We start from the raw sequence: 18443 nt of genomic DNA, 5'->3' as shown, positions 1-18443 counted from the left end.
CCTGCTCCGGTCCGGGGCGCCGGGGCCGTCGCTGCGGGAGGCCCCGCTCCCTGTTCGGCGCCCCGTGGGCGTCAGACCCGGATCTCCCGAACGACGACCTCGTGGCTTCTGCCCTGCGAAGCGTCGTACGCGATCTTCCGCCCCGCGGGCTGCCAGATCAGCGCGTGTCCCAGCGGTGACGACGGGGAAATGGTCTCGACGTCCTCGGTGGGCAGTTCGGCGATGGTGTAGAGGGTCTCTTCGTCGACCTGTCCGTCGAACTCGAGGACGAGCAGCGCACCGGGGTGCACCGCCTTCGGCGTCCCCTCCTCCTGGCCGACGTGCACGCCGTCGAGGAAGGTCCGCAGGAAGCCGAGCCGCTTCGTGCGGCGCTCTCGCTGATCGGCCTGCGTCTTCCTGAGGAAGACGAGGTTCGCCGCGTCCGCGTCGACAGGCGTCTCGTCCGGGGTGTCGATGGCGGCCTGCAGCTCCTGCATCTCGCGCACCAGCCGGTGGAAGGCGGCAGCGGGGATCTCCCGGACGGGGAGGGAACCCTGCGCGAGGGGGGCCGCCGGACGAGGCGCGGGCTCCGTGGCAGCTTCTCCGGCAGGGGCCGGCCGGGGCTCGCGCGGGGCTTCGGGCAGGGCGGCGTAAGCCGTCGCTGCCTCCGGCATCACATCGGGCGCCGGGCTCGGGCCGTGCGGGTCGTCGTCTTCCCGCTGCTCCCCCACCCCGTCGTCCTCGTTCGGGCCGTCAACCGGCGCGGCCTGGGCGTCCACCGCGTCGGCAGGGGAGCCGGGCCCCTCCGACTCTGCCGGCAGCGGCTCGATGCCCAGCCGTTCCAACTCCGCCCAGAGCGGGGCGAGAGCCTGCTCGCGGTCGAGGTGGAAACGGCTGCCACGGATCCGGACGAAGGTCCAGTCGACGCGTTCCAGGTCCCGCTGGCGGGCGGCGGCGGTGGACGCGTCCTCCCCGTCGGCGAAGGCGTCGCCGTCGCAGGCGACCGCCAGTCTGCGGGTGCCGCCTTCGACGACCAGGTCGATGGTGTGACGGCCGACCCGGTAGCCGGGCCGAACACGATAGCCGCGGTCCGTCAGCTCCAGGTACACCTTCTGTTGGAAGAGGCTGTCGAACACCTCGTGGCGCACGTCGGGCCGTACCTCGCCCTCGACCACGACGGTGTCCTCCTCCGCGGGCCGGGTGAGGTGGTCGAGCCACCGCCGGCGCAGGTCGTTCTCGTGGAACTGCTCCGCGCGGGCACTGTGGAACACCCACACCTGGTCCTGGGCACGGGAGGCCGCCACGTTGAGCCGCTGCTCGTACGTCTTGCCGTTGAAGCCGCCCGGTACGGTCCCGGCGGCGGTGGTGGCGGAGTTGACGCAGGAGATGAACATGACGTGCCGCTCGTCGCCCTGGAAGTCCTCGGCGTCGCCGACCCGGATACGCCGCTCCTCACGCTGTTCGTAGTCGAGGCGTTCGGCGAGCAGGTTCTCCAGTTCCGTCAGGTGCCCCTTGGCGCCACGAAGGCTGATGACGCCCATGGTCTTCCCCTCGTACGCGGGGTCGGCGCAGCAGCGCACGACCGCGTCGACGAGGGCCTCGGCCTCGGCGGTGTTGACCAGCCGGTCGTTGCCGCCGACGGCTTCTCCGCCTTCGACGTGGACGGTGCTGACGGGAGGCAGCCGGTCGGCACCGTATTGCCGCAGCGGCTGAAGACGGCCGTTGTAGCAGAGGTCGTTGGAGAAGGAGATGATCTCCGGCATGCACCGGAAGTGCTCCTTGAGCATGAGCGTGCCACGTCCCGCGGACAGCGCCTCGGTGAGGTCGAAGAAGCTCGAGTCGGGACCGAAGAGGCTACGGACGTCCGGCTCGAGCGCGGTGAGCAGCCGGTCCCTCAGGTGGAAGTACTCGTCCTGTTTGAGGCCGACGTTGGAGGGGCTGACCTGCTTGCTGTCGCCGACGACCACCATCCGGTCGGCGAGCCAGCTCAGCAGCATGGCCTCGAGTCCGGACTGGCTGGCCTCGTCGACGATGACGACGTCGAACATGCCGGGCCGGTCCATGGGCACGGTCTCCGCCACCTGGTGCAGCGGCATGATCCAGGCCGGCACCGCCGTCTGCGCCTTGCGCAGTGCCGCCTGGGCGTCGCGCCGGTAGCGGTGCTGGTACTTGCCCTTGATACGGCGGGCGGCCTGCTGGTATGCGCTGAGGGCGCGGGACTGGTCGCCGGTGAGCAGTCCGAGGCAGCGGTGCCAGGCGCGGGCTGCGGCGAGCCGGGCGAGCATGATGCGCGCCTCGTCGTCGGCCTCCGTCAGCCGCCGCCGCAGCGTGCGCTCGGCCTCGGGATCGGTCAGCCGCTCCATCCGCTCGCGCCACGCCGACCAGGCCCAGGCCTCGGTGAGCAGCGGCAGCCGGACGTCCCACGCGGTGTCCTCCGGGGAACCGGTGATGCGCTCGGCGAGCGAGCCGAACGCCTCCCGCACGCGGATGAGTGCGACGTGCTGTTCGGCCCGCAGTCGGGCGGCCTCCCGCACCTCGGCGATCTCGTCGCTGAACTCCCGGTAGCCCTGCGGGTCCTGGGCCCGCACGGCGTCGAGGGCGCGGGTGACGGCGGGGGCCACGCCGGGCCGGTCGCTCCAGGTGCGCAGCAGTTCCTCGGCGCCGACGATCACCTTGCGCGACCGTTCGGCGGCACGCAGCGTGGTCGCCGCGCGCAACAGGGCGCGTACGGCGTTCTCGACCGAGGTGTCGTGCCAGGTGGCGACGGCGAGTTCGGGCGAGGTGGCGGCCGCGGTGAGCACGTCGGTGCGGGTGGCGGCGACGGTGAGCAGCGCCTGCAGTACCTCGGCGTCCTGCCGCAGGCGTGCCAGTCGCGGACCGTGTCCCTGCCAGGCTCCGGCGGGAGTGCCCCACTCGGCCTCCACCTGGGCCAGGCGCAGCTCGAGCTGGACACGCGCCATGACGACCGCCGCCGTGGCGGGGTCCTCGGGAGTCCGCCCGTCGACCCGCACGGCCTGCACGAACGCGCCGACGGCCTTGGCCAGCTTCGAGCGTGTGCCGAGCGGTCCGCGCAGCTTCTGCCCCTGGACGAGCCCGTCGTGCAGGGTGGTGGCCTGGCTGAGCGCGGTGGCCGGATCGTACTGCTCCAGGCCGCTGACCATCACGGTGCCCAGCGTGGCGAGCGAGGCCTCGAGGGCGGTGAGGGCGTCGGTGACGGCGGCGTGCCGGCTGCGTGCCTGCCAGTCCTGCCCTGCGGTCACCTCTCCGAGGAGGATCCCGGCCCATTCACCGGCGGCGGCCGCCAGGGACGCGGCCCGCGCCCTGGCGGCGGAGAACGCGTCGAGGGCCGTCGTCAGGCACTGCTGTTCGGCCTCGCTCAGGCCGCGCACGGCCGTGTCGTACTGCCGGCTCAGCGGGTCCTGGCGTACCGCCTCGTGTGCCTCCTCGGCGGAGTGCACCACCGTCACGGCTTCCTCGAAGTCACCGGGGGTGGGCAGTTCGGAGGGGCCGGGCACCTCGGCCGCCAGGGCGCGGTGGTGCGGGGTGAAGGCGCGGGTGGTGTGCAGCAGCCTCAGTGCGTCGTCGGCGGTGAGGGAGGGCTGTTCCTGGGGAACCTGCCCGAGCCAGTCGTACCGCTGCGTCTCGGCGGTGAGGCGTTCGGCTATCTCCTGCAGGCTGCCGGTGTAGTCGCCGATCTCCGCCTCGAAGCGGTGTGTCTCCTGCTCGCGCAGTACGGCGAGATCGCGCAGCATGTTCTGCTGGGCCGACCGGGCGGTGGCGAGCCGTGCCTGGAGCGTGCGGATGTCCCTCTGCGAGGCGTTGGGGTCGTAACCGGCGTACTCGCTGAGGATCCTCTGTACCGACGCCTCGAGCTCCCGCTGGGCGGCCGCGCCGTCCTCGGTGCGGCTCACACACAGGTCGCGGATGCTCTCGGGCAGCTTGTCCCGCAGGACGCGCAGGGCGCGCGGGGTGTGGCTGGTGATGAGGACGCGCTTGCCCTGGGCGAGCAGGTCCGTGACGAGGTTGGCGATGGTGTGCGTCTTGCCGGTGCCGGGCGGGCCCTGCACCACGACGAGCCGGTTGGCGCGCAGACGCTCGGCGATGGTGCGCTGCTCCTCGTTGGCGGGCAGCGCGAAGTACATCTCGCCTGCATCGGCGTCCGCGCCGTCGTCCTCGGCCGCCGCGAGGTCGGCGGCGGTCAGTGCCCCGTCGCGGCCCGCGATGTAGCCGAGCAGCTCGGTGGGCGGTGTGCCGGCGTCGATCTGACGCGCGATGGCCTTGAGGGCGTCCATCGTCGACCGGCGGTTGCGCTCCCGCAGGACGAGCGCGGGGGTGAGTCCCACCTGGGGCACGTCCAGCGTGCGCGGCCGGACACGTTCCACGGTCGGCGAGTAACTGCCCGCGCTGTGCGTCGCGTTGACCCAGCTGCGCAGTGCGGTGTGCACGGCGTCGAGGTGTGCGGGGTCGGTGACGTCGGAGGCCCCGTCGAGTGTGCCGACGATCTGCTCGCGCACCGCGCCGGGCACGTGCTGGGCGCCTTCCAGCATGCCCTCTTCCAGTTCCAGGCCCGCTCCGCTCGGGTCGGGGGCGGCGGTGAGGGTGCCGGTGGCCGGGTCGAGGCGGAGGGTGGCGCGGTGGGTGACGAGGTGGCGCTCGACACGCTGGCCACTGGTCGTCTGCCAGGTCAGCCGGCCGAGTCCGAGGACGAGTTCGTAGGCCTCACCGAGGTTGGCGGCGTCCTCGTGCATCTTGTGCAGGCGGTCGTACAGCTTGACGACGGGGGCGATGGCGCGCCGCCGCTCGGCCCAGGCCAGCCACTCCTGTTCCCAGGCGGCGTACAGCTTCTCGATCTTCTCCCGCTTCGGGTGGCCGTCGAGTTCGTGGTACGCCTTGTCGAGGGGGATGCCCCGGGACCAGTCCGGGAATTCCGGCTCGATCCGGCGGCGCAGGTGCGGGGCACGGGTCTGCTTGAAGTCGCGGATGCGGGTCTCGTCGATCCAGGGCGCGAGCAGGGGCTTGGGCTGCGGGGCGTCCTCGCGTTCGGGGCGCTCGAGGGTCAGCCAGGCCGGTTCGTCGCCGAGGTCGAGGACCCCGTCGAGCATCACCGTGACCTCGGGGGCGTCCGGCAGTTCCTCGAACCACACGGTGCCGGCGGCGCCGTCGAGCGTGCGGACGGGGCGTGCCTTGGACTCCTCGGCCTCGGCGAGGAACCGGAAGATCTGACGGACTCGGGTGGCGTCGAGTTCGCCGGAGGAGGGGTCCTGGGCCCGGGGTGCGGGCCCGGTCGGCGTCTCCGCGTCCGTCGGTGGCGTCACGAGGGGCGTGGTCAGGCGGGGGTCCGCGCCCTTCGGCTGCGGCGGTACGGTCCCGAGCACGGTACGAGCCGCCTCGCGACTCCCTTTCCGGGCAACCGGGCCACCGTCGCCGTCACTGTCCGCCGGGTCGTGGTCCGGGTCGGCGTCGGCGCCGGTGAACAGGGACGGCTGCTGCTCGCCGAACAGCGGCGCCTGGTCCGGCAGCCGTCCCGCCGGTGCGGGTGTGGGCGCCGTGGCCCTCACCGTGGTGAAGGTGACGCTCTCGCGCTCGTGGTCGTACGGAAACCGCACCTCGATGTCCAGTTCCGCGGCGGTTCCCGCCGGAATGCTGTAGGCCCAGGTCGCGGACATGCGGCGCCCCTTGCGCAGGGTGCCTTCGAGCCCGTCGTCGAGCAGCTCGGTCCGGTAGTCCTCCACCTGGCGCCCCGTCTTGCCGTAGGGCCCGCCGCGCACCAGCAGGGTGATGCCCTCCACGTCGACGGGGCGGGCCGTGCCGTTGGAGAGGTACAGAGTGCACCGGACGAGGTCGTCACCCTGGCGGTACCCGTGGGAGTCCTCGGGATCGACCAGCTCGTACGGCACGACGTCGTCCACCCGCACATGCAACCCGTCGTCGTACTGATAGACGGATCCGACCGGCCACACACCGTCACCCAGGCCGAACTCACCCTGGCTCACACGCCACCCCACTGCTGTTCACGACCACGCGTGTGGCCCCTTGGTGTCATCCCGCCCCGGTCAACCCGAGTACGCACACGGCACCCCCAGCGCCTCGACCCGAGTGTGAACTGAGCACACGAACAGAGCGTAGCAGCAGCCCTCCGAGGGCCGTCACGCCGGGAAGCATCGTTACGGCAGGCCGCTGAACCGCCCAGAAGATCGACTTCAAGCCCTGCCGCACCCCATGGAACCGCACCGACAACCACGACGCAAGCAATTACGCACATTGACTCTGTTCACAACTATCCGTCAAGATGCTTACGGAATCACTCGGAACACCTCCAGCCGCCCAGCAGAAAGGCCCACGCGCCATGCAGATGGAAGTGCTCGACGTCAGTCCGGAGCTGGCGGCGGAATGGCTCACCCGCAACACCGGCAACCGACCGCTCAGCAAGGCTGCGGTACAGCAGCTGGCCGGCCGAATCCAGCGCGGCGAGTGGCAGTTGACGCACCAGGGCATCGCCTTCGACGAGGACGGCGTACTGATCGACGGACAGCACCGCCTCGCGGCCATCGCCAAGGCGGGAGTGACCGTGCCCCTGACCGTCACCCACGGCGTCCCGCGCACCGCGTTCACGGTGATGGACACCGGACGCAAGCGCACCGGTCGGGACACGCTCGCCCTCGCGGGCGAGGCCAATTCGACACACCTGGCGGCAGCCCTGCGGGGCCTGCACCTCTACCTGAACGCGCCCGACTCGCCATGGAGCGGCGGATCGTCCGTCACCAGCAACGATCAGCTGCTGGCCATGCTCGACAAGCACCCCGGCATCCGTGACGCGCTTCATCCCGGCATCGCGCTCAACCGCGCGTGCCGCATCACCGTCACGGCGGCGACCATCGGCTGGTACGTGACCACCGAGGCCCGGCCCGACATCGACCAGACCTCCTGGCGGGAAGGGATCGTCACGGGCGCGCGGCTCGAGCCGGGCGACCCCCGCCTCACCCTGCGCAACACGATGCTCAGCCTCGCCACGGGCAAGGCCCACCGGCGACGCGACGACTCACGCGAGCACCTGCTCTACTACCTCAAAGCATGGAACGCATGGGTCGAGGGCCGGTCCATCAAGCTGCTGCGCCGCTCCCCCAACGAGACGATGCCCCGGATCTCCCGGCAGACGGCTACGGTCCCGGCACACGGGGTACCCCTCCAACCGTGAATGATCCTCAAACGAACCACCGTTGACTGAGTTCACTGTAAGTTGAGTGACCGCCGTGGGATCCGGGATCGCCGGACGAGCCGTCAGATCACGCCCACCCGGCAGGGAAAGGAAGCGCATGCGCGCGCAGGAGATCACCTTCCTCAACCTCGTGCAGGGTCAGAAGCAGTTCCAGGTGCCCCTCTACCAGCGAACCTACAGTTGGGGCAGGGAGCAGCTGAAGAGGCTCTGGGAGGACGTCACCGAACTCGTCGACCAACACCTCTCGGGAGAGGCCACCGCCCCGCACTTCCTGGGCTCCGTGGTGCTCGCCCCCGGCCAGATCCAGGCCGGCGGTGTGCAGCGATGGCTGGTCGTGGACGGTCAACAGCGGCTGACGACACTGATGCTGGCGTTCACCGCGTTGCGCGACCACCTCAAGAAGACGGATGATCCGCGCGGTGCGGACAGGGTGCACCGACGGATCCTCGTGAACGAGTTCCACGAAGGGCTCGACCACTATCGCCTGCTGCCGACACAGGCCGACCGCGAGGCGTACACGGCCTGCGTCCAGTCCCGGGCGGAAGCCGGAGGCAGCGACAACATCGGTGCCGCCTACCGGTTCTTCCTCGGCGAGCTCGCCGAGGGGCGGGAGACTGCCGACGACGACCGATGGATCGCCACGGTCGAAACCGTCCTCATGGACCTGCTGTCGATCGTGGAGATCACCGCGGAGTCCGGTGACAACGTCTACCGGATCTTCGAGTCGATCAACAACACCGGCGTCGGACTGAGCCAGAGCGACCTGCTGCGCAACTACGTGTTCATGCTCCTGCCCAGGCGGGGCGAGCGGGTCTACCAGGAGCTGTGGCTCCCCATGCAGCAGAGCCTCGGTCCCAAGAACCTCGAACTCCTCGTCTGGCTGGACCTGGTGGTACGCGGTCACTACAAGACCAAGCAGAGCGAGATCTACCGGGAGCAGCAGAAGCGGCTCCAGCCGTTGACCGGCGACGAGGACGCGCTGCAACGCGAGATCGCGCAACTGGCGGAACGCGGACGGCGATTCCTCCGCATCATCGAACCCCGGCGCGAGCAGTCCCCGGCGCTGCGCGCCGTACTGGAGCGCCTCGCCGCCTGGGGCGGCCAGACCCATTACCCGCTGGCCCTCCACCTGCTGGATCTCGTCGCCGGCGGAAGCACTACGCCCGCCGACGCTGCGGAGGCGTTGCGGTACGTCGAGTCCTACCTGGTGCGGCGGCTCATCTGCCAGACACCGACCACCGGCCTCAATCGAATCTTCATGGAGGCCCCGAAGGAACTGGAGACCGACCGCCCCGCCGCCGAGGCGGTCCGGCGGTTCCTGTCCGGCCGACGCCGCCGCTGGCCGAGTGACGAGGAACTGCGCGAGGCGATCCGCAGCAAGCCCTTCTACTGGAGCGGTCGTCCTCCGCAGCGCAGTCACATCCTGCGCCGTCTGGAGGAGAGCTACGGTTCCACCGAGCCCGTCGACTTCGACAAGGCGTCCCTGAGCGTGGAGCACGTCCTCCCGCAGCGACCGGCCGCCTCGTGGTTCGACCTGCTCAGCGATGAGACCGAGCCGAACCAGACTCCCCAGGAACTGCACGACCTGCTGGTGCACACGCTGGGCAACCTCACCCTCACCGGGGACAACGCGAAGCTGTCCAACAGCCCGTTCGAGCGCAAGCAGCAGATCCTCGACTCGAGCGCCCTGCGCATGAACCAGGAGATCGCCGCGGAGAAGCGCTGGGGCAAGGCCGAGATCCTGGCCCGCGCCGACCGCCTGACGGAACGAGCGGTGCAGTTGTGGCCCGGACCGATCGGCGGGGTCAAACCGGCCGGCGAGGAGTGGCCGGGCTGGGTGGAGCTGAGGGCGGCCCTGGTGGCGATGCCGAGCGGCACGTGGACGACGTACGGCGACGTCGCCGAACTGATCGGCAGTCACCCGGTGCCGGTCGGCACCTACCTGGGCTCCAACCCGACGGTGCTGGGTGCCTACCGCGTCCTCACCGCGGACGGCAAGATCTCCCCGGCGTTCCGCTGGGCGGACGGCAGCGACATGCGGCCTCCGCAGGAGCTGCTGACGGGCGAGGGGGTGAGGTTCGATCCGTCGGGCCGTGCTCACGGTTCGCAGCGCCTGACCGCCGCGGAGCTGGCGACCCTGCTCGGCAAGGACGTCGTACAGCCCGCCTCGCACGACCCGCTTCCCGACGGGGAGGACCCGGCGGCGGCCGAGCGGTTCCGTACGCAGTTGCAGGAGCACTGGCCGGAGGCGTCCGCCGGGGTCCTGGGCGCGCTCGACTTCTGGCGTATCCAGGGCGGTTACGTCAACTACGGGCGCCACGAAGAGACGAGCTGCTTCCCGATGCTCGACGCCGGCACGAGTCGCCGCCCCCACCTGATCTGGCCCGTGGCGATCTACCCGATGAGCGGAACGGTCGAGGTCGTCTTCCAGTACCTCAAGGATCGCAGCCCCTTCGACGACACGGAACAGCGCCGCGAGCTGCTGAACCGCCTCAACAAGATCGAAGGCATCGACCTGCCCGAGGCGAAGCTGGAACTCCGCCCGTCCTTCCCGGTGCGGGTGTTCGCGGAACATGGCGAGGAGATCTGCGGGGTACTGGACTGGTTCGTGCACACGGCGGCGCTGGATCTGGCGCGGAGGGATTGAGGTGCGGAGATCCGGGCTTCCAGCCGGCCTCGTCATCCCTTCCAGAGAGGACGTCCTCGGTCAGGCGGTCCCCTTCGACCGGGAACGCTGGCTCCTCCGGGTCCCCGACACCACCTGGTGGCCCACCGGGCTCGACGCATGTCCGCGCCTCGGCCGGTGGCCGCGAGTGGACCGCCGCACCGTACTGGTTGGGCAACGCATCCAGCTCGAGAAACGGCAGGCGCCCCCGAAGCACGAAGAGAGGTCGGTTCCCCGAGGCGGGCGTCGAAGCCCGCTTGCGTCAGCAACTCTCGCCGAACTTGACGGCCCCGATCGTCACCGGCTGTCCGTCGAGCTTCGCCCCGGCCGCCGGGTCGGTCGAGCAGACCTGCCAGTTCGACTCGATGAGCACCATCCGGCCCTGGCCTGACGCGTCGTCGACCGTGATGCTGGTGGAACCGTCGAGCGCCTGGCGGGCGACCTTGACGGACTTCCCCACGAAGTTCGGCATGGTGGAGCCGGCCTTCTCGGGTTCGCCCTGTTCACCGCCCGCGGGGCAGGTCTCCTCGAGCTTGACGGTGCCGAAGTCGATCTTCGTGTCCGTCTCGTGCGTGCCGGGCGCCGGGGTCTGGGAGCACACCTTCCAGCCCCGGTCGAGGATCTGGTTGCGACCCCGGCCGAGCGCGTCGTGCGACGTGAGGTAGTAGAAGCCGGCGGCCTGTGCCTCGTCCTGGGCACTCTGCAAGCCCTTGCCGACCATGTCCGGAAGTTTCGCGGCGGTCTTGGCGGCGGTCGAGGGCTCCTGGACCCCCTCGCCGGCACTGGTGGCCGACGTCTTGGGGGCGGGAGCCGTAGGAGTGGGGTCCGCGGGCTTGGCGTCGGTGTCGGTGGTCGGGCCGCAGGCGGTGAGTGCGGCGAGCAACAGCGCGGTGGCTGCCGAGGTGCGGGTGGTGCGCATGGTGAACCCCAAGGACGTTACCGATGAGAGTGGCCCGCCGTGCGGATGCGGGCGAGGCTCGCTTCCCCGGTCAAGCCTGGCAAGACACCTGACCGACGACGAATCGAACCTCGCCCGGCGGCACTTGACCGGCTCAGCATGCATTTTGTGGACTGAGTTCACAACTCGATGATAGGAATCCTGCGTGCACCCCTGCCCCTTTACGTGCGGGCCATCTAGGCTCTGAGGCAGCTCAGGATCGAGCGACCGGGGTGGGGAGAGGGCGATGAAGAAGAACACGCTGGAGTACGAGCAGGCGCTGGACGCCGTGGTCGACATCCTGCGGGATCGGGCACGTGGGGGTGCGGCACCACTGTCGTACGGCGACCTCAGCACCGAGTTGGCCGGTCGCGGCCATCAAGTCCCCGCCTATGAGGGGCCCATGCCCTACCTCCTCGAAGACGCCTCCGTCCGCGAGAGCCCGGACGGATCGTTGCCGCTGCTCTCCGCGCTCGTGGTCCTGCGGGAGACCGGCCGACCGTCCGGCGGTTTCTTCAAGCTGGCCCGGCGTTCACCGTACAAGCGGCCGGGCGATGACATGGAGCTGTGGGTCGAAGAGATCAAGCAGCTCGCGAAGCGCTACTCCGACCACTGAAGTCTCGTCGGCGACGAGCGGGGCACCCCGCCGTAGAACCGTATGAAGGAACAATCTGTGAGCGAAAACGGATCCGGTGGAAGAGTCCAGCCGGCTCGTCCCGGCGACCCCTCCCGCATAGGCCACTACCGGATCGTCGGCCGTCTCGGTGCGGGGGGCATGGGGACCGTCCATGCCGGCGTCGCCCCCGACGGAACGCGCGTCGCGGTGAAGGTGATTCATCCCGAACAGGCCCAGGACCCGGAGTTCCGGGCCCGCTTCAAGCGTGAGGTGGAGCTCTCCTCCCGCGTCACCGGCCCGTACCTGGTCCCGCTGCTCACCGCCGACACGAACGCGGACACCCCGTGGCTGGCCACCGCCTACGTTCCCGGCCCCACGCTGCACCAGCACCTGCTCGCCCACGGCCCGCTGAGCGGAGGAAGCCTGTACGCGCTCGCGGCCGCCACCGCTCAGGCGTTGGAGGCCGTCCACGCCGCTGGTGTGGTGCACCGTGACGTGAAACCGCAGAACGTCATTCTCACGCCCGGCGGCCCGCGCGTTCTGGACTTCGGGATCGCCCACGCCGCCGACGGAACCAGCGTCACCCGCACCGGTGTCATGACAGGCACCCCCGGCTGGATCAGCCCCGAGCACTACCGCACGGGGACCACCGGCCCCGAGAGCGACGTGTTCGCCTGGGGAGCGCTCCTGGCCTACGCGTCCACCGGAAGGCTGCCCTTCGGCGCCGGCGCACCGGACGTGGTCGCGTTCCGCGTGATGTCCGGGGAACCGGACCTGGACGGAGTTCCCGCGCCGCTGCGCCAGGTCGTGGAGAAGGCGCTGTCCAAGGAGCCGGGGGATCGTCCGTCGGCCGCCGAGGCCGCCCGGGGGTGTGCGGAACTGCTGGCGTCCCAGGTCACCCAGGTGGTGGGTGACGGCATCGTGCCACCGACGGCGGTGAACATGGTCACGGCGGTCTGGGACGTGCCGGCCGGGGACGACCCGGCGTGGCAGCTTCCCCCGTCCCTGAACCGTTCGAGGAAGCAACTGGTAGGTGCCGTGGCCCTCGTGGCGGCTGTCGTCGGCGGCCTGGCCGGAGGAGCGGCGGCCCTCATGCCCGGCGGCACGGGGAACGGCAACCACGCATCGCCCTCCGCGGCCTCGGTCTCCCCCGTCGCCTCGGCCGGATCCGGGCAGCCGTCCGTGAGCACCGCGGACGACAGCCCGACGAAGCAAGAGCAGCAGGCCACGGCCGACGGCTCCGCGAGCGCGGAGAGCTGGCGACAGGCGCGCACGGCTCGGGGCCAGGGCGAACACGACGTGGCGCGCGCGGTCCTGCACGACCAGGGTGTCACCGCTCGGGACCTGAGCCCGATCGAGATGACTCCGAGAGCCGTGAGGTTTCACGAGTCGCGCCGGGAGGTCTACTTCTCGTACCGGCTGGCCTCCGACGAGGAGGGGATGGCGTACGCGGAGACGGAGATCGCGCGGTCGATGTGCCTGACGCTGCGGGATGTCGTTCTCCGTCTCCATCCGGACCTGCCGTACCGCACGTATGTCATGGTGAAGGAGGAGCCGGGCCGGGACTCTCAGGTGACCTGGCAGGAGGACTTCGTCGCTGACACGGAGTGCAGCTCGGCTGCCGGGGACGGTACCGAGGAGGTTTCCGGCGCCGCGCTGAATTGGGAGCCCGACGGGGACGGCCTCGCAGCGGCGGTGATCCCCAGCACCGACAGGGCCGAGATACGGATCGCGGACCGCGTCGCAAAGAAGATCATCGAGCGGACCAATGGGATGCGCCCGACGCTCGGCACCCAGTGGGTACTCGGCCACGACGACATCAGCGTCGGCTTCGACCCCGCGAACTCGGCGATGTACGTATGGTCGAACTACCTGATGTGGAAGCAGAGACAGAAGGAGACATGGGCCGCCATGGCCGCTGGTGAAGCATGCCGGGCTCTTGTGCGCGAGAGGGAGAGTGCGGGCACGGCATGGTCCTACTCCCGATATGTCGTGGCCGAGGTCGGCGCGTCCGGCTACGCGATGATCCGTTGGGGCTCGACCACGACCGAGGCCGACTGTCCTGCCTGAGTGCCGGTGGTCGGCGGCGCGACCAACACCACCGACCGGCCCCAGGCCCTTGTCGGGACATGCCTCCGGATCGGTCTACCGGACGGATCGAGGTCGACCCTCGACATGGTCAAGGACCATCCATATCTCGACAGCAGGCGCCATCGGGGATCGGGCCGTGTTCGGCATTGCCGGCCGCGGATACCGGTCGATCACTCCGTGACCAGCTCCTCCGCGCGGGCCAGCACTCCTTCGGCCAGCCCCCGGAACTCCCGATAGCAGGTCTGCACATACTTCTGCGTACTGCCGAGCGCGCCGTCGGCCGCCTTCAGGTCGAACATGGGCTTCCGCGCGTCGTGAGCGAGGGGCATGAGACTGCGGTAGTTGCGTAGCGTGGCGATCCTGTGGCTGTCGTCGCCACGCGCCTTGGGGCTTTCATCCAGCACGGCAGCCGAGTAGACCCAGGGGATACGCTCCAGCCACCGCTCGTACGCCTTGACCGGCCGGTCCAGTCGCATCTCGGGCTGCATGATCACATACCCCAGCGGTCGCATCTCGGCGCGCGGGGCGGAGAAGCCTGCCGGAACGCGGGGAAGGACGAGCTGCTGCCAGTCCCTCCGCCAGTCACGCAGCGTCGGACCGAGGTTGCTCAGTCCCTTCAACGAGAAGAGGTCCGCGGCGAGCGGCATGAGTACGGTGTCCGCCGCGATGAGCGCGGACCGGTTGATCGCACCGAGGTTCGGCCCCACGTCGATCAGCACGATGTCGGCCTGGACGTCAACAGCGGCCTGCTCCATGACGCGGTGGAACGCGGTGGTGGTGCGGATCGCCGCGATGTCCCCCGCGAAGGTCTTGAACCATTCGCTGGACAGTTTGTCCTCGAAACGGCTCAGGTCGAGGCTGCCCGCCAGCAGCCACAGCCCGTCCTGCAGTCTGGCCGGCTCAACAGGCGCGACGTCTCCTGTGCCCTCCAGGATCGGCCGCACCGCGTCGGCAATGGTCTGCCCACTACGTACCCGTCCGGTTCCCGGCAGTGCCGACCGCGCGGCTCCCTGTGCGATGAGTTCGGACTTGTTCTCCCACAGCTCTTCGATCTCGGTCTCGTCCAGACACATCGAGGTGAGGTTCGCCTGAGGATCGAGATCGACGGCCAGCACCGTGAGCCCGATCCTTCGGAACATGTGCGCCAGGTGATAGGTGAGTGTCGTCTTTCCCACCCCGCCCTTGTTGTTGAACAGCGCGATGGACGTCCGCTTCATGAAGCCCTCCAGAGCGTGACGGCCCACGACGAGTCGTCGACCTGGAACTCCGCAGGCGGATTCCCGTTGCGCTCGAGCGCCGCCTGGACCCGCCCGATGCCGCGCCCGAACCTGTTCACGTATCCGAGTCCCTTCATTGCGGCCGCGAGAGACGGATTGCGATAGTCGGTGACGCGGTCGAAGTTGCCGTCATTCACCTGCCCGTACGGTCCGCCGGGATTGGTCACCTCGATCCGGTCGTCGAACCACGCGATACGGACTGGCGCGTAAGACGTTTCGTAGTTGCGATGCATCAGCGCATTCATGGTCACCTCACGCAGAGCTTCCAGGGGATAGTCCGGCTGCGGCGTCTCCCGGAATCCGTCCTCGACAAGGCGGGTGCGTAGGTTGCTGCGCAGCAGAGGTTCGAGCCGGGCAGCCGCGCCCACAAGGTTCTGGCGAAGTTCCTGATCGTCGGCCACAGGCGCGTCGAGGTCCAGGCCCTGGTACCGGACGAACTGCACATACGCCCCGGGGATGCGGCTGCTCGGGTCGAGCCCGACCGTGAGCAGCCCCAGAGCTGTCGGTCGGCCTTCAGGGCTCGTGAGGTGCAGCGAGGAGAGCTGCACCTCCACCGGGCGCCCATTCTCCTCGATGACCTCAGGCCCCACCATCGACGGCAGATACGCCTGCCTGAACAGATCAAGGTCCAGGTCGTCGAGAGTCGAGCGCGGCACAGGCCGGGAGTCGAAGGGACCGTCACCGGCCCTGCGCCGTTCGGTGAGAACGCGTTCGTCCTCGCGCGTCGCCTTACGGGTGGTGGGGCCTGGGCGGACCCAGACCACGCCCTCGAAGCGCACGGGGAGTGCGGCCGACGCCTCGACATGAATGTGGACCACGGGCTTTCCCCGGTAGACGGCGGCCTGCACGGTGAAGGACGGCCGGTCCAGGATCCGTCCGTCGTCCCGTAGGTCGGTCAGCGCCAGCAGAGCCCGGTCGCTGACGTCCACGTCGTCGGTCGGGCTGCCGTCGTCCGCCACTCCGACGAGGATGTCTCCGCCGCCCTTGCCGGCCAGGTCGTTGGCCATGGCGCAGACGGCGTTGCCGATGGCATCTCCGCGCTTCCCGTCCCGCTTGGCCGTGCGCTTGAACTCGAGGGTCGGGGTCTCGTACGTGCCAAGAGTGTCTGCCAGGTCTGCTTCACGTCCGTTCACATCGCGTATTGTGCCGGTTTCCCCGATCCGGAAGCACCCGAGGGTGACAGCCGCACGGCGGCGGCCGGGCCAGGGGATCCCTTCCCGCTGGGCGGGGACACATCCGGCGAACGCGTCTTCGGCCGTTCAGCGGCTCATGGACGACGACCGTTCCAAGAGAACAGTCCGTCCTCCTCGGCCACCTGCTCCACGAGATCGGACATGGCCTGCAACAAAGCGCCGCCATCGGACGAAGCAGTGACATCGCGGATCGGAGCGCCGTACTCGAGCACCTTGGCGTCAATGATTTTCGCCCGGGTGACGCTGGAACCGGTCCCCTGCTGGCGAAAGGCTTCCAGCCAGGCGTCTTGGACGTCCGTCTTGATCCGTTGTTCCGTCAGAGCGTGCAGCCTGGCGGTCACGGCCTTGGCAATCTCCTGGATGATCGCCTCCCGCTCATCGCCGGTCGGGGATCCCCCCTCCCAGCGCACAGGACGCTCAAGCAGCAGCAAGGTCTGCTTCTGCAGCTCGTTCCGGAGCTCAGCAACCGGCTTCAGCGTGTCGTACTCGTCCTGCCCCCATTCCCCGAGTCGACGGGAAAGGGCCTTGACCCGGGTCCAGTGTTCTTTCGGTGCCGATCGGTTGTGTTCGAGGCCGAGGGAGCCCCGCCACCTGGCGTGAAAGTTCCGTGTCGCTTCGGCCACGGCCACGGCGAGGCACGTCCGGTCGAAAACCGGCTTGGCCGGCCCGAGTGCCACCGGCTCTTCACCGGCAACCAGCTGCTGGGACAGCCTCTCCAGCTGACTGATGGTGCGCCGACCGCTGTTGCTGGTGGCTCGTAGAACCTTGTGCATTCCTCCGACGAAGAAACAGCGCTGCTCAAGCCGCCGACGGATTCCTCGCTCCGCGATCTGCCCCAGCTCCTCCCCGATGGAGCTGAGCATGTTCTCGGCCGAGGCGCGGACGTGTTCCTCTCGGTCCACGAAGGTCGGCAGGTTGTCGGCTCTCATGCGGTCGAAGTGGGTGAACAGGAAGTGCAGCTTGTTCGTGTTGCCCGAGACCGCTATGGCCTTCAAGGCGGCTGCGGGAGCCGCCTGCATCGGAGCGGTGGCATTGTCCACCAGAAGGATGGCATCGACTTCGCCGATTCGCTTGGCCAGATCGGTGGAGAGTGTGGACGCCGACTTCGGCGTATGGCCGAGGCCTTCGAGATCAATGAGCACCAACGGCTGCGGCGCGTCCGCCCACGACGGAATGAAGGGCCCGACTACCCGGATCCCGTTGACGAGCGGTGTGAGCAGTCGCCCAAAGAGTGGAGCGTAGTTGCTGGACAGCCAGGTCACGGCCTTGAGGAACGCACCACGATCCTCTGTCGAGAGTGTCCAGGTGAGCGGCCATCCCTGACGTGTCCGCCGCAGCTCACCCTCGCTCAGAAGCGCGAACCGGAGTTCGATCTCATGAAGCATGTCGTCGACGATGCGGTGGAACTCCTCCAACCGGCGGAGCTGGAAGTCAAGAGCCTCCTCCAGGATCTCCGCAATGACGCCCTCGTCGTCACCCTCACGCGGCTGCAGATCCGAAAGGGAACCCTCCTTCTGCTCCGTGACGATCCTTCGCAGCTCGGATACGGCGTTGAGGAGCATGGCAGTAGTCGCGTCAGGGTCGATGACAGAAAGCTCGTCGGCTTCAAGCGCCGGCGAGCCTTCGCTCACCTCGTCCTCGTCGTCCGGCACATCGTCGTCATCGTCATCAGACGGCAGCACCGGTCGACCAAGGGTGTAACTGAAACGAAAGCGCTGGTTCACGTGATCCAGAAGACGCCTGAGAGCATCCCGGTCCGACGCACCTTGAAAGATCGCCAGCGCCGCCGCGACAGCATTGTCCGTGAGGTGATCGACCACTTCGTCCCTGGCGACGAAAGTGACCGCCGCACGGTAGGGTCCGTCTGCCGCTGGAACGATCTCGGTGTCTGCCACCGTGGTCTTGGCTGTCGACGTGGACGGAAAACGCTCAACGCCGGGGTCGGTCCCGAGCAGCTGCCTCACCGCCGTGGTCTTGCCGGCACCCGTCGTGCCCAACAAGAGTACGTGGCGGTACCCATCAGCTTGGGTCGGCAGGGGCAGGAGCTCCTCACGAAGGGCTCTGAAGTCCGTGTGTGGCGGCTCAAGGTCGTCGTAAAACACGTCGACGACCCGAGTGTCGTACAAAGCCATCGCCTTGGACCGAACCTGTGGCTCCCACAGCGCCTCGTCCTGAAGAATCTGATTCAACTGGCTGACTAGAACATCAGCCTCCGTGTCGACACTCGTCCCCAGTTCTCGTCGGACACGACGCCCTGGGTTGCCGGTTGCCGGATCGAGACGGCCTGGGTGTCGGAAGACCACGGACCACCCGCCTCGCCCCTGTGAGCGACTCTTCGACGCGGTGTAATGCCGCCCCATCTTCTCCCCTGTTGTTCCTGGTTGTTCCAGTACGATTTACCGTGACAGTCGGCATGACGGGCCGTCAACTCGATCAAGCCGTACCGCTCGAGCCCGGTGATCCGAATCC

Annotated in this window: 9 protein-coding genes; 4 read left to right on the top strand and 5 right to left on the bottom strand. The window is 69.0% G+C overall.

Annotation, left to right across the window (positions count from 1 at the left end; all coding sequences use genetic code 11):
* Window positions 1-71 precede the first annotated feature (71 nt).
* Window positions 72-5972, bottom strand: a complete 5901-nt coding sequence (locus tag JL475_RS01695; protein WP_307824943.1) for an AAA domain-containing protein — start codon at window positions 5970-5972, stop codon at window positions 72-74.
* Window positions 5973-6325: 353 nt separating this feature from the next.
* Between JL475_RS01695 and JL475_RS01690 the strand changes: the two genes are divergently transcribed.
* Both JL475_RS01690 and JL475_RS01685 read left to right on the top strand, forming a co-directional pair.
* The gene (locus JL475_RS01690; RefSeq protein ID WP_202274140.1) at window positions 6326-7174 is read left to right on the top strand and encodes a hypothetical protein; all 849 of its coding nucleotides are present in this window, start codon (window positions 6326-6328) and stop codon (window positions 7172-7174) included.
* 118 nt (window positions 7175-7292) lie between these two features.
* Window positions 7293-9842 (top strand): DUF262 domain-containing protein, encoded by a 2550-nt coding sequence (locus JL475_RS01685; RefSeq protein ID WP_202274139.1) that lies wholly within the window; start codon window positions 7293-7295, stop codon window positions 9840-9842.
* 280 nt (window positions 9843-10122) lie between these two features.
* Here JL475_RS01685 and JL475_RS01680 read toward each other — a convergent pair whose 3' ends face one another.
* Window positions 10123-10779, bottom strand: coding sequence for a PASTA domain-containing protein (locus tag JL475_RS01680; protein WP_237405872.1), 657 nt, complete (start codon window positions 10777-10779; stop codon window positions 10123-10125).
* A gap of 265 nt (window positions 10780-11044) precedes the next feature.
* Here JL475_RS01680 and JL475_RS01675 point away from each other — a divergent pair, with 265 nt between their 5' ends.
* Together JL475_RS01675 and JL475_RS01670 are read left to right on the top strand one after the other, a co-directional pair.
* Entirely contained in the window at window positions 11045-11413 is a 369-nt protein-coding gene (locus JL475_RS01675; RefSeq protein WP_202274137.1) for a hypothetical protein, read from the top strand.
* A 57-nt stretch (window positions 11414-11470) separates the two neighbouring features.
* Window positions 11471-13483, top strand: a complete 2013-nt coding sequence (locus tag JL475_RS01670; protein WP_202274136.1) for a serine/threonine-protein kinase — start codon at window positions 11471-11473, stop codon at window positions 13481-13483.
* 191 nt (window positions 13484-13674) lie between these two features.
* Here the strand turns inward: JL475_RS01670 and JL475_RS01665 are convergent, their stop codons facing one another.
* From JL475_RS01665 to JL475_RS01655, 3 genes are all read right to left on the bottom strand, one after another.
* On the bottom strand, window positions 13675-14721 hold the full coding sequence (locus tag JL475_RS01665) for a ParA family protein (protein WP_202274135.1): 1047 nt from the start codon (window positions 14719-14721) through the stop codon (window positions 13675-13677).
* Window positions 14718-15914 (bottom strand): ATP-binding protein, encoded by a 1197-nt coding sequence (locus tag JL475_RS01660; protein ID WP_202274134.1) that lies wholly within the window; start codon window positions 15912-15914, stop codon window positions 14718-14720. Before JL475_RS01660 ends, JL475_RS01665 begins: the two co-directional genes overlap by 4 nt.
* Before the next feature lie 134 nt (window positions 15915-16048).
* Entirely contained in the window at window positions 16049-18163 is a 2115-nt protein-coding gene (locus JL475_RS01655; protein WP_237405870.1) for a hypothetical protein, read from the bottom strand.
* Window positions 18164-18443: the final 280 nt, after the last annotated feature.

Origin of the sequence: Streptomyces sp. M2CJ-2 (assembly GCF_016757295.1) — a bacterium.
Classification (GTDB): Bacteria; Actinomycetota; Actinomycetes; order Streptomycetales; family Streptomycetaceae; genus Streptomyces.
This window is presented reverse-complemented; position numbering and strand designations above follow the sequence as displayed.

What these genes read in the sequence shown, in the direction of transcription:
- JL475_RS01690 (WP_202274140.1), top strand. Translation starts at nt 6,326, where the DNA reads ATGCAGATGGAAGTGCTCGACGTCAGTCCGGAGCTGGCGGCGGAATGG.
- JL475_RS01685 (WP_202274139.1), top strand. Translation starts at nt 7,293, where the DNA reads ATGCGCGCGCAGGAGATCACCTTCCTCAACCTCGTGCAGGGTCAGAAG.
- JL475_RS01680 (WP_237405872.1), bottom strand. Translation starts at nt 10,779, where the DNA reads ATGCGCACCACCCGCACCTCGGCAGCCACCGCGCTGTTGCTCGCCGCA.
- JL475_RS01675 (WP_202274137.1), top strand. Translation starts at nt 11,045, where the DNA reads ATGAAGAAGAACACGCTGGAGTACGAGCAGGCGCTGGACGCCGTGGTC.
- JL475_RS01665 (WP_202274135.1), bottom strand. Translation starts at nt 14,721, where the DNA reads ATGAAGCGGACGTCCATCGCGCTGTTCAACAACAAGGGCGGGGTGGGA.